11 protein-coding genes are annotated in these 11,909 nt (G+C 62.3%); 7 read left to right on the top strand and 4 right to left on the bottom strand.

What is annotated here, in order from left to right:
- The 5 genes from I5W_RS32745 to plsY form a co-directional block, all read left to right on the top strand.
- Positions 1 to 187, top strand: a 187-nt coding sequence (locus I5W_RS32745) for a hypothetical protein (protein ID WP_217284433.1), incomplete at its 5' end; no start/stop codon positions are given.
- A gap of 412 nt (positions 188 to 599) precedes the next feature.
- Positions 600 to 1,103 (top strand): methylated-DNA--[protein]-cysteine S-methyltransferase, encoded by a 504-nt coding sequence (locus tag I5W_RS03070; RefSeq protein ID WP_044528141.1) that lies wholly within the window; start codon positions 600 to 602, stop codon positions 1,101 to 1,103.
- 5 nt (positions 1,104 to 1,108) lie between these two features.
- The gene (gene xerD, locus I5W_RS03075; protein ID WP_044528142.1) at positions 1,109 to 2,032 is read left to right on the top strand and encodes a site-specific tyrosine recombinase XerD; all 924 of its coding nucleotides are present in this window, start codon (positions 1,109 to 1,111) and stop codon (positions 2,030 to 2,032) included.
- A gap of 77 nt (positions 2,033 to 2,109) precedes the next feature.
- Entirely contained in the window at positions 2,110 to 2,610 is a 501-nt protein-coding gene (gene ybaK, locus I5W_RS03080; protein WP_017451425.1) for a Cys-tRNA(Pro) deacylase, read from the top strand.
- A gap of 31 nt (positions 2,611 to 2,641) precedes the next feature.
- Positions 2,642 to 3,259 (top strand): glycerol-3-phosphate 1-O-acyltransferase PlsY, encoded by a 618-nt coding sequence (gene plsY, locus I5W_RS03085; RefSeq protein WP_017451424.1) that lies wholly within the window; start codon positions 2,642 to 2,644, stop codon positions 3,257 to 3,259.
- Between the two features lie 56 nt (positions 3,260 to 3,315).
- Here the strand turns inward: plsY and tsaD are convergent, their stop codons facing one another.
- The gene (gene tsaD, locus I5W_RS03090; protein ID WP_044528143.1) at positions 3,316 to 4,398 is read right to left on the bottom strand and encodes a tRNA (adenosine(37)-N6)-threonylcarbamoyltransferase complex transferase subunit TsaD; all 1,083 of its coding nucleotides are present in this window, start codon (positions 4,396 to 4,398) and stop codon (positions 3,316 to 3,318) included.
- A gap of 132 nt (positions 4,399 to 4,530) precedes the next feature.
- Between tsaD and ybiB the strand changes: the two genes are divergently transcribed.
- The gene (ybiB, locus tag I5W_RS03095) at positions 4,531 to 5,526 is read left to right on the top strand and encodes a DNA-binding protein YbiB (RefSeq protein ID WP_044528144.1); all 996 of its coding nucleotides are present in this window, start codon (positions 4,531 to 4,533) and stop codon (positions 5,524 to 5,526) included.
- A gap of 258 nt (positions 5,527 to 5,784) precedes the next feature.
- Here the strand turns inward: ybiB and I5W_RS03100 are convergent, their stop codons facing one another.
- Complete coding sequence (locus tag I5W_RS03100; RefSeq protein WP_017451421.1) at positions 5,785 to 6,240, bottom strand: hypothetical protein; 456 nt, start codon at positions 6,238 to 6,240, stop codon at positions 5,785 to 5,787.
- 994 nt (positions 6,241 to 7,234) lie between these two features.
- Between I5W_RS03100 and I5W_RS03105 the strand changes: the two genes are divergently transcribed.
- Complete coding sequence (locus tag I5W_RS03105) at positions 7,235 to 9,337, top strand: putative bifunctional diguanylate cyclase/phosphodiesterase (RefSeq protein WP_044528145.1); 2,103 nt, start codon at positions 7,235 to 7,237, stop codon at positions 9,335 to 9,337.
- On the opposite strand, the gene I5W_RS03110 is transcribed toward I5W_RS03105, so the two are convergent.
- Together I5W_RS03110 and I5W_RS03115 are read right to left on the bottom strand one after the other, a co-directional pair.
- Positions 9,327 to 10,718 (bottom strand): MATE family efflux transporter, encoded by a 1,392-nt coding sequence (locus I5W_RS03110; RefSeq protein ID WP_044528146.1) that lies wholly within the window; start codon positions 10,716 to 10,718, stop codon positions 9,327 to 9,329. The two genes, I5W_RS03105 and I5W_RS03110, sit on opposite strands and share 11 nt — an antisense overlap.
- Positions 10,719 to 10,757: 39 nt before the next feature.
- On the bottom strand, positions 10,758 to 11,909 hold a 1,152-nt coding region (locus I5W_RS03115), incomplete at its 5' end, for a hypothetical protein (protein WP_044528147.1).

An 11,909-nucleotide genomic window follows, 5' to 3' on the forward strand; every position in this document is an offset into this window, starting at 1 on the left:
CACCAGCACGGTGCCGATATCATCAGATGTCTGTCAAGTTGCCCAAAAGTATGTGGGTTTTGCCCTGAAAAAGTGCTTTGAAACCGCGCCGAGTGCTGCTAAAGTGCGGGCTTCGCTGAATCGGCACAATGCAAATGCCGTCCCAGCAATCGAATTTCGCAGTGATGTTTTTCTAGTGAGTTGTTGATGTACTTGCCTCATCGGCGACCCTTCCGACACATCGGAGCGGGCGCCGCGGGGCGGCACCGAATACGAAGCGGGTGGTGCATAACAAACGGTATCGATACCGGGAAACTGAGGAGACGTGCATTCGATTGAAACCGCTCAAGCGGTCGGGGATGCATCAGGAGTTTTTGAAGGCGCATCTGCGGATGCGCCTTTTTTCTTTGTGCGATGGCTGTGCCGTATATCGTTTATACGGTTTATATCGTTTGTGGCTTTGCTGTGATTGCTCCAGCACTCGCTCTTCCTGTGGTATGGATGCCACGACGCGCAGACCGGCCCGTTTCCCTTCTTGCAAGATCATACGCACATCGACCTCCGATTCTTGCGCGCGAATTGCTTACAATAGGCCTTCGCCACGCTTCTCCCATGTGTTGATGACCCAAGCTGACTCACCGTTGACCGAACTCTTCTCCGCCGTGGTGCACACGCCCTTCGGTGGTATGGGCATCCGCAGCCAAGCCGGCGCGCTGGTGGAGATGGTGTACCTGCCCCGGCACTATGCCGAAAAGGAAGCCACCGACGCTGTCGCAGCCCAGGCCGTGCAGCAGATCGAGCGTTACCTGGCCGACCCCGGCTTTCGCTTCCGCTTGCCGCTACTGCCGGTGGGGAGTGCCTTCCAGCAGCGCGTCTGGCAAGCCATTGCGGCCATTCCCTGTGGCCAGGTGCAGACCTACGGACAGGTGGCCAAGCGCATCCAGTCCGCGCCGCGTGCGGTGGGCCAGGCCTGCGGCGCCAACTGGTATCCCTTGATCGTGCCTTGCCATCGCGTCACCGCCGCAGGCGGGCTGGGTGGCTTTTCGCATCATGATGATGAAGATGGCTTCCATCTGGAGGTCAAGCGCTGGTTGCTGCGCCATGAAGGCGTGAACGGATACTGACGGCCATGGGACGCACCACACCGAAGATCGTCGCCCCCGAGGTCAGCCGCGAAGCCATCGATGAATTCTGTGACAGCCTGTGGCTGGAAGATGGCCTGTCCAGCAATACGCTGGAAGCCTACCGGCGCGACATGACCCTGTATGCCCACTGGCTGCACCAGGAGCGCGCCAAGCCGCTCTACGAGACCCAGGCCGAGGATTTGTACGCCTATTTCGCGGCCCGTCATGATGAGACCAAGCCCAGTTCCTCCAATCGCCGGCTGGCAGTATTGCGTCGTTTTTTTCAACTGGCGTTGCGCCAGAATCGGGTAGCGTCCGATCCCTGCCTGAAGATGCGTACGGCGCGCCAGCCGCAGCGCCTGCCCAAGACGCTCTCGGAAGGCCAGGTCGAGGCCCTGCTGGCCGCGCCCGATGTGTCCACCCCGCTGGGCCTGCGCGACCGCGCCATGATCGAATTGATGTATGCCAGCGGCTTGCGGGTGTCCGAACTGGTGTTGTTGAAGACCATCGAGGTGGGCATGAACGAGGGCGTGCTGCGGGTGACCGGCAAGGGCAGCAAGACGCGCCTGGTCCCTTTCGGTGAAGAGGCTGGTAGCTGGATTGCACGCTACCTGGCCGAGGCGCGTGGCCAGATCTTGCAGGGCCAGATCGATGATGCGCTGTTCGTGACCGCACGTGGCGCTGCGATGACGCGCCAGATGTTCTGGACACTGATCAAGAAATACGCGCTGCAAGCCGGCATCACTGTGCGCCTGTCGCCGCACACCCTGCGCCATGCCTTTGCCACCCACCTGCTCAACCATGGTGCCGACCTGCGCGTGGTGCAACTGCTGCTGGGTCATGCCGACATCTCCACCACCCAAATCTATACCCACGTGGCGCGCGAGCGCTTGAAGCAACTGCACGCCGCACATCACCCCCGTGGCTGATCTTGCGGCATAATGTGCGCCCATGACGGACCGGCCGGCCTCTGGAGCTGGTCAGTCTGCCGTCAGGAAGAATACCGATGAGCGCCAAGAAAGAACACATCTCCGAAACTCCCGCCACCCAATTCCTGCGCAAGCAGGGCGTGGCCTTCACTGAATATCCCTACGCCTACGAGGAGCACGGCGGCACGGCGGTGTCGGCGCGCGAGCTGGGCGTGGATGAGCACGTGGTCATCAAGACCCTGGTGATGCAGGACGAAGCTGCCAAGCCACTGCTGGTGCTCATGCACGGCGATTGCAAGGTCTCTACCAAGAACCTGGCGCGCCAGATCGGCTGCAAGTCGGTGGAACCCTGCAAGCCGGAAGTGGCCAACCGCCACTCCGGCTACCTGATCGGCGGCACCTCGCCCTTCGGCACGCGCAAGACCATGCCGGTCTACGTCGAAGCCAGCATCCTGGAGCTCGACAAGATCTACATCAATGGCGGGCGACGCGGCTTCCTGGTGGGTATCGACCCGGCGGTCATCCTCAAGGTGTTGCCGGCCAAGCCGGTACAGTGCGCCCTGGCGGACGCCGCCTGACCCATTCCGAGACAAGAGAAAGCACCTATTCATGTTCAACATCCTGTTTGCCATCGCGGCCTACCTGATCGGTTCGCTCTCCTTTGCGGTGCTGGTGTCCAAGCTGTTCGGCCTGTCCGACCCGCGCACCTATGGTTCCAAGAATCCTGGCGCGACCAACGTCCTGCGCAGCGGCAACAAGAAGGCGGCCGCGTTGACCCTGCTGGGGGATGGTTTCAAGGGCTGGCTGGCCGTGTGGCTGGCGCAGAAGTTCGGCCCGCACTATGGCGTGGACGATACCGGCATCGCCCTGGTGACGCTGGCCGTGTTCCTGGGACACCTGTGGCCGGTGTTCTTCCGCTTCGTCGGTGGCAAGGGCGTGGCTACCGCCCTGGGCATCCTGCTGGCGCTGGATGTGTGGCTGGGCCTGGCCACGCTGGCCACCTGGCTGGTGGTGGCTTTCGCCTTCCGCTATTCCTCTCTGGCTGCGCTGGTGGCGGCGCTGTTCGCACCGTTTTACTATGGCTTGCTGTTCGGCACCACCGATGGCATCCTGCTGGCCGTGGTGGCCATGGCGGCGCTGCTGATCTATCGCCACCGCAAGAACATCGGCAACCTGCTCGCGGGCAAGGAAAGCAGGATTGGCGACAAGAAGAAGGCGGCCAAGTAAGCCTGCCGTCTTGAGCGAAAAAGCAGGGCCGCAATCTGCATTGCGGCCCTTCTTGTTTATATCGTTGGGATGATTGACGGAGCGGTCGATGTGTTGCCGGCCTGCGGCGGTCGCAACTCATCCAGCGGCCAGCGTGGCCGCACGCCGAAACCATATTCCTTGCGTGCCGCGCCTGGTTCCTCGCGCAGACGCATGGCGCCGGCAAAGGCGATCATGGCACCGTTGTCGGTGCAGAACTGCAATTCTGGGTAGAAAACTTCATATCTGCGCTTGGCGGCTGCGGCATTCAAAGCTGCGCGCAGCTGTGCATTGGCACCGACGCCTCCGGCAATGACCAAACGCTTCAGATTGGTCTGTTTCAAGGCGGTCATGCACTTGGCTACCAGCACCTCCACGATGGCATCCACGAAACCGCGCGCGATGTTGGCCTTGTCCTGTTCGCAGATGTTGCTGCCGTTGCTGTGATGTTGCTTGACCACGGTCAGCACGGCAGTCTTGAGCCCGGAGAAACTGAAATCCAGGTTCTTGGAATGCAACATGGGCCGTGGCAATTGGTAAGCGTTCGGATCACCGAACTCGGCCAGGCGCGAAATGGCCGGCCCACCGGGATAACCCAGGCCGAGCAGCTTGGCCGACTTGTCGAAGGCTTCACCGGCGGCGTCATCCAGTGTTTCGCCCAGCAGTTGGTAGCGGCCCACGCCATCGACCCGCATCAACTGCGTATGCCCGCCCGAGACCAGCAGGGCGATGAAGGGAAAGCGCGGCGGCTTGCTGGCCAATAGCGGCGAGAGCAGATGCCCCTCCAGGTGATGGATGCCCAGCACCGGCTTGTCCAGCGCCAGCCCCAGCCCGCAGGCTACCGACGCACCCACCAGCAGCGCCCCGGCCAGGCCCGGGCCTTGGGTGTAGGCGATGGCGTCGATCTCCTGGGCCGCCACCCGGGCATCGGCCAGGGTTTGCTTGAGCAGGGGAATGGCGCGGCGGATGTGGTCGCGCGAGGCCAGCTCGGGGACCACGCCACCGTATTGTTGGTGCATGGCAATCTGCGAATGCAGGGCATGGGCCAGCAGGCCGCGCTCGGTGTCGTACAGAGCAAGGCCGGTTTCGTCACAGGAGGATTCGACGCCGAGAACTAACATGGGATGGACTCAATGAAGCGGCCGGCACCGGCACCCAGCTGGGGCGGCGCGGCAAAGGCGCTATTGTAATGGAAAGCCCGGCGCGCAGACGCCTGGCTGCGGCAGAGGACGATTTTGGTGTACCCTTCGGCCATGCCAAACCATGCCCCCATTGCTGCTCCGGCCATCGCCGTCGAGCCCGCCACCGACTTTGCTGCCGCCCGTTTCATCAAGGAAATCGGACGCGGCAAGGATGGTGCCCGCAGTCTTTCGCGCGAAGATGCGCAATTGATGTACCAGGCCATGCTCGATGGCCGCGTCAGTGACCTGGAGCTGGGCGCCATTCTCCTGGCCATGCGCATCAAGGGCGAATCGGTAGAAGAGATCGCCGGCTTCCTGGCTGCCGCCGAAGCTTCCTTCGTGCCGCTGCGCGCACCCAGCGGGCCATACGCGCCGATCGTGCTGCCCAGCTATAACGGCTCGCGCAAGATGGCCAACCTCGCGCCGCTGTTGTGCATGTTGCTGGTGCGCCGTGGCGTGCCGGTACTCATGCACGGGGTGACCCGCGATCCACAGCGCGTGACCAGCGCCGAGATATTCAGTGCACTGGGTGTGCGCCATGCCACAAACGCGGCCGAGGCAGAAGCTTTGATGGCGGCGGGGCAACCTGCCTTTATCCCGATTGCCGCGTTGGCCCCGGCCATCGCCCGCCTGCTCGACATGCGCGCCCGACTGGGCGTACGCAATTCCACCCACACCCTGGTAAAGATCATGCAACCGTTTGCGCAGCCGGCACTGCGCTTGACTTCATATACCCATCCGGAATACCTGGAGATGTTGACCGATTACTTCAGTCACGCCGCTCCGCATGAGCGCGGGGACGCCTTCCTGATGCGCGGTACCGAAGGTGAGACCGTGGCCAATGCGCGGCGCGCGCAGCGCATCGACTGGTTCAGTCATGGCCAGCGTACCGTACTGGTGGAAAAGCAGAGCGTAGCTGAAGACTTGCCGGATCTGCCCGAGGGGCGTGATGCGGACACCACCGCGCAGTGGATCAGCGAAGTGCTGGAGGGACAGCGTCCGGTGCCCGAAGCCATCGCCGAGCAAATCGAGCATTGCGTGGACGTGACAGCTCGCATCGGCAAATAAAATTTTGCCTGGATAGTGGATGTTTTGCCACAGCATCTCCTGTGCTGCGGGAAGCTGACGAATTGACAGCAAATTCCTGGCGCAGCAATGTCGCCTCGAAGGTCAGCGATGGTCAGGAAATCCGTGGGGGAAATCGGGATGAGGCGACAGGGCGGCCGCGCGATAACTTCGGAACGAAGATCCCTGGGGCGCGGGATCGTGTTTCGGAGGGACTGGTAACTGGTTCAACGCCGGGGTTAGCGTATCGGTTGCTGGTCGTCAGCTACGCGCACGGCGTCGCGTGGTGCTGGCCTTGGCGGCGGGACTACTCTTCTCGGGGATCTGGGTGGCGACCTGGGCGAAGGCGAAGATGACTTCCTTGACGATCTTGCGCTGCGGAGCCGGCAGATTGATGAAGGCTTCGAAGGCTTCGCGCTCGCGGTAGCCGATGGCTTCTTCCCAGCGTGCGCGACGCTTGTCGATACGCTTGCCGATCTCTTCGCCGAAGCGCAGATGCTGGGGGGTGACGATGAGCCATTCGGCCAGCGTCTCCAGCTTGTCCTGCTTGGGCATGGACTCGCCCAGCAGCCAGCGGCGCACGCCATGCAGGGTCATCGGCTTGCCCCAGTAGCGCAAATTGAATTCCCTCTCCAGAACGGCGGGCTTGGGTTCGTATCCAGATTTTTCCATCGCAGCGCGTAGGCGCTTTGCGAATTTTTGATTGGCGGTTTCCATGTTTTCGAAGGTACTTTGACGTAATGCTTTCCGGGGTACGTTTGCATTTGGGGTGAGTTACGCAGCAAACGTGATTTATGCTCACTGGCTCGGAGAGTTGCGCCATCGGTCGTGCCGGGGCCATTGAAACATACCCGCAAGACAATGCGGGCTCGCATTTTCGGCGGGTGGGAAAATGTGCATGTTCAGGCGCTCCGGAGCGATGGTTGATCAAGTGTGCAGGCGCTCATGGCGTGCGTGAACGCACGTAGATGTCAGGTCATCAGGCCACTTCGGGCAGGTCTTGGTGGGATGTCCGGATGCACTTGGTACTGCATCGCTGGCCAGTAGAGAGGGGGGTAAAACGCCGATGATTGCCGCTCTTGCATTGTCGGTCCAGATGAGACTGAGGTGCGTGGATGAGGGAATTTTATTTAGAACTTGTGTCCACGGAGAGACAACGAGACGGTGTGCTTCCTGCGTGGCGCAGTGCGGTATTTTCGGCCGGAAGCGCGCTAGAATAGCGGGACCCCGAGGGGGGAGCATCAATATGGTGAGTAAGGCGCCAATATATTTCCCATTCTGTGGGGACAAAATTTAGTTAGAAAATTCGCCTCTCATCCCGTGGGGGGATGGCACTCAATCCGGGCTTTCCGGGCGGGAAGACAAAGCAGCACGCTGGTAGAAACAAATCAAATAAATCACGAAGTCAGCAGCATCCCTGTGGTACGTTTTGGTTACGTAACTTTTTATTTTTCTGGAATGGCTTAGATGACCCAGATCGCGTGGCGCAGTGGTGGCCCTGCTCTGGCACTCGCAAGCCGCATTCCAGGATGGAACGCGGCGACCCGTTGAGAGGCAACGGAGGATCGACTGACGTCCTGCTGAATGCTGCGCCAGGTGTGGCGTCTTCCCAGCCAGGACGGAACGGCCGCGATACCGAGCAGGCGTGATGTCCTGCGGGCTCCCAGCGATCGCCCGCATGGACTGTGCGCATCCGAGCCCAGGTTCGACGATGTCAGCTTCCTTTCATTTCCTGCTGTTGGCCTTTGCTTTGCTGGTAGCCAGTCTGTCGGCTTATGCGGCGCTGGAGGTGTCCGAGCGCATCGTGCTGCAGGACAGCCAGCATCGGCGGCTTTGGTTAGCGATCGGTGCGGCCGTGTTCGGGGTGGGCGTATGGGGTGCCATGCTGTTGACGGTGGCGGCGCTGGATTTGACTACGGCCCTCGTCTTCGATGCCCGGCTGGTGATGCTGGCACTGCTGCTGTGTCTGGGCAGCGCCTTCTACCTGATGCACCTGACCGGGATACGGCGCCCGCTCCCGCTGCACTTGCTCATCGGCGGACTGAGCATCGGTGCAGCCTTCAATGCCGCCTTACATATCGCCCTCAAGTCCATGCTGCTGGACCCGCCGCTGGTCTATCAGGTTCCCCTGCTGCTGGTGGCGCTGGTGGTCACCGAGGTGGTGGCCGTGTTCATCGTCACGCTCTTTTCGGCCAGCAACGGGCGCAAGCCCATGACCGGTTCGCTCAATTCGCAGCAGGCGCGGCGCGTGCTGGCGGCACTGCTGGTGGGAGCCGGCCTGGTGTCATCCGCGGTGGCCGGCCTGCGCGCGCTGCTCATCGATCCGCAGGCGCACAGCGGGATGTCGGGGGGCATTACACGCGAGCACCTGGTCAATGGCCTGGTGTTCCTGGCGTTTCTGGCGATGGCCCTGGCGCTGGTGGTCAGCGGCGCGCAGCGCAACCAGGTACTCAAGAAGATCGTCGGCCGGACCAATGACAAGCTGTTGCATTTTGCTACCCATGATGTGTTGACCGGCTTGCCCAACCGCGTCCTGCTGACTGACCGCATCCAGCACGCCATCGAAGTGGCGCGTCGCAATGGCAAGCCTTTTGCGGTGCTGTTCATGGACCTGGATGGCTTCAAGGCGATCAATGACTCGCTCGGTCATGCCGTGGGGGATGGTCTGTTGGTGGCGGTGGCGCAGCGTATCCGTGCCTGCGTGCGCGGCGAGGACATGGTGGCGCGCATCGGCGGCGATGAATTCGTGGTGGTGATGGGCAATCTTTCCACCCCTGTGGTGGTGGAGCAATTGTCGGAAAACATCCTGATGGCGTTGCGCCAGGATTTCCAGGTGGACGACGCCACCCTGTGCGTGACCTCCAGCATCGGCATCGCGGTCTATCCCAATAGCGGCGAGACGGTCGATATGTTGATGAAGAATGCCGACGCCGCCATGTACGAAGCCAAGCAGAGCGGGCGCAATACCTATCGTTTCTTCGAGCCGGCCATGCACGCCAGCGCCATGCGTCATCTACAGGTGCGGCAGGCCTTGCAGCAGGCCATCTCGGAGCAGCAGTTCCGCTTGCACTTCCAGCCCAAGTATCGCGGCGCCAGCAAGGAGCTGACCGGCGTGGAAGCCTTGCTGCGCTGGCGTCATCCAGAGCTGGGCGAGATGGCCCCGTCCGAATTCATTCCCATTGCCGAACGCTCTGGCCAGATCCTGCCCATCGGGGATTGGGTGTTGCACGCGGTATGTACCCAGATCGCCCGCTGGGATGCCGCCGGGATGAAGCCGGTAAAAGTAGCCTTGAACCTGTCGCCGCTACAGATGCGCACGGATCTGGTGGAGAGCATTCTCAAGGTGGTGGGGGCGACGGGCATCGCGCCACAGCGGCTGATGTTCGAGATCACCGAGACGGCGGCGATGAAGGATGTGGAACGTACCACGCAGGTGGTGCGCGAGCTGCAATCGCTGGGCTTCGACATTGCCATCGATGACTTCGGTACCGGCTATTCCAGCCTGGCCTACCTGGCGCAATTCCACTGTCGGCAGGTCAAGATCGATCGTTTCTTCACCTCACGGCTGGACCAGGAAGATCATTCGGGGCGCGCCATCGTGGCCGCCATCATTGCACTGGCCCATGCCTTACAGATGGAAGTGGTCGCCGAGGGGGTGGAAACCGAAGGGCAACTGCGCGAATTGCAGTTGCTGCACTGTGACCAGGTCCAGGGCTTCCTGTTGGGGCGACCGGCCGAAGCACCGACGGTCCCGGGCCTGATCGATGCCAGCAACGACGATCTGTTCGCTGCCGGCGGCCAGCTCAAACGTTGAGTTCGCCGCGCGCTGCACGTTGCTGGATCACGCGCAGATAGGCCAGCAGGCCCACCGCCACCAGCCCGAGGCTGACGCTATTGGCTGCCCAGAATCCGACCGGGCCGTGCAGGGCGGCCGGTGCCATGCCCAGCGGGTCCAGACCAAGCACATAGCCGCCACCCAGCCCCACGCCCCACAACGTGACTGCGTAGATCACGGTGGGCACCACCGCGACCTTGTAGGCACGCAGCACGAAGGCGGTGGTCACCTGCATCGAATCGAAGAGCTGGTAGAAGGCGATGTAGAGGAACAGCGGCAGCGCGGCACCGAGAATGACGGGATCGGGCGTGTAGGCATGAATGATGTGCACGCGCATGAACCACACGATCACGCCCATCACCGCCGACAGCGACACCGCCAGCCGGATTCCGGCGCGGCCGATCTTCTTGGCTTCGGCCATGTTGGCCCCGCCGATGGCTTGCGCCACCAGGGTGCTGGTCGCGCTGGCGATGGACAGCGGCAGCATGTAGAGCACGGTGCCGACATTGCCGGCAATCTGGTGGCCGGCCACCGGTACCGCACCCAGGCGGGCGATGAAGACGGCCATGAGCGTGAAGGCAGTGACCTCGATGAAGTAGGACATGCCAATCGGAATGCCCAGCAGCAACAGGGTGCGTTGGATCTTCCAGGAGGGCGCCACGAAACCGGTACCGAACAGCTTGAGCGGACGATACAGTGGCAGGCGTGCCACCAGCAGCCAGGCGGCCAGCATCATCAGCCAGGCGATGACGGTGGTGGCAATGGCGCAGCCGGGACCGCCGAAGGCGGGCAAGCCCAGGCCACCAAAGATCAGCAGGGCATTCAGCGGCAGCTTGAGCACCAATCCGCCAACCTGCAGCGCCATGACCATCTTGGGGCGCGCCATGGCCGTATTGAGCGCTGAATAGACGCGGAAGAATAGCGTCGCCGGCAGGGCCAGTGCTTCGATGCGCAGGTACAGCGTGGCCTTGTCCACCAATTCCGGTGAGGCCTTGGCAAAAGCCAGAAAGAGCGGGGCAAACATCAGCACCAGCGAACCGACGATGGACAGCAGCACGGCCAGCCACATGCCCTGCTTGACCTCGTTGCCGATCTCATCCAGGCGTCCGGCACCGAACAATTGGCCAATGGTAGGCTGCAACGCCTGCAGTACACCCGACAACCCCACGAAGACGCTGATGTAGATCGACACGCCCAGCGCCAGCGCACCCAGGTCCAGCGCCGAGAAGCGCGAGACCATCACGGTATCGATGACGCCATTGGCGATGATGGCCAGTTGGCCGATCAACAGGGGCCAGGCCAGCCGCGCGATGCGGCCGACGTGGTGGCGGGAGGAGAGGGCGGGCAGTTCTTTTGTCACGCGGGTGGCAAGGCTTTCAAAGAGGAGGCCGGCGCGTCATCAACGACCGGCTCGGCGATAGAGACGGAAGCGTTCGTCGCGATCCGAAGGACGGCGGCCTTCCCACACCATGCGCCAGTTACCGGGGTATTGGCGCAGCATGAGGGAGGCGTCCTGGTTGCTGATGTCATCTTGCAGCAGCAGGTAGTCGCAGCCTTGCTCGTGCTCATCGGCAAAGCGCACGTTGCCAAAGTAGGCGAACGAGGCGCGCTGGGCTGGGCCCACGTTGGTTTGCACGCATTGCTTGACCGAGCCCAGCTTGGATTCGATCTGTTCAGCCACGCCCGCATAGCTCTTGCCGTAGTTGACCCAGGGTAGCCACAGCGTCATCAGCAACACCCAGCACAGGATCACGCCGCCTGAGGACAGCACCACGGCGCGCCACAGCACCGAAGGCCGGCGCGAGATGCGCCAGTGCACCACCACGATCCAGGCGACGGTGGCGGCCACGGCGATGGCCAGCGAGATCCACTCGAAGCCGGGTTTGAAGCCGGGCGCAAGCTTGTAGGCATTGCGCGCTATCTTTGTCGGCCAGCCGGTTTCCTTGGCGATCCAGCCGATCCAGATGAAGGCGGCCGAGGTGGTCAGGGTCATCACCGAGAACCAGTCCACCGCATTGATGGCGCCGCGCTTCATGGTCGGCAGACCGAAGGCGGCCAGGATGGCCAGCGCCGGCAGCAGTGGCAGCAACATGCCTTCTTCGCGATGGACGTTGATGAGCACCAGCAGGGTAATGGGAATGAGGAAGGCCAGCGGCAGAGCGATATGCAGCGAACCCAACTGGCGCCGCCAGGCATACAGCGCCCAGCCGGCGAAGGGCCAGGCGGGCCAGGCGAACCAGACACCATACTTGCCCAGGAAGGCCAGGGTGGAGAGCGTGGGGCGGTTCAACTGGTAGATGTTCCAGCTCATCCACAGGTCGAACTGGCTGGCCACCTCGGTGGGCGCCCATTGGTGTAGCGCCAGTATCCAGGCAGCGCTGATGAACAAGCTCAATGGCAGCACCAGCAGCAGCAACAGACCCAGTGCGCGCAAGTCCTTGCGNCAGGCCGCCAATACCAGCAAGGCGATCAGCACGCCGGCCGGCAGCAGCCAGCCATAGGTCAGCACCAACATGCCCAGTGCCAGGGCCAGCCAGATGCCATGGCGCAC

Source organism: Herbaspirillum sp. B65 (assembly GCF_000333555.1).
Taxonomy (GTDB): Bacteria; Pseudomonadota; Gammaproteobacteria; order Burkholderiales; family Burkholderiaceae_D; genus Herbaspirillum; species Herbaspirillum rubrisubalbicans.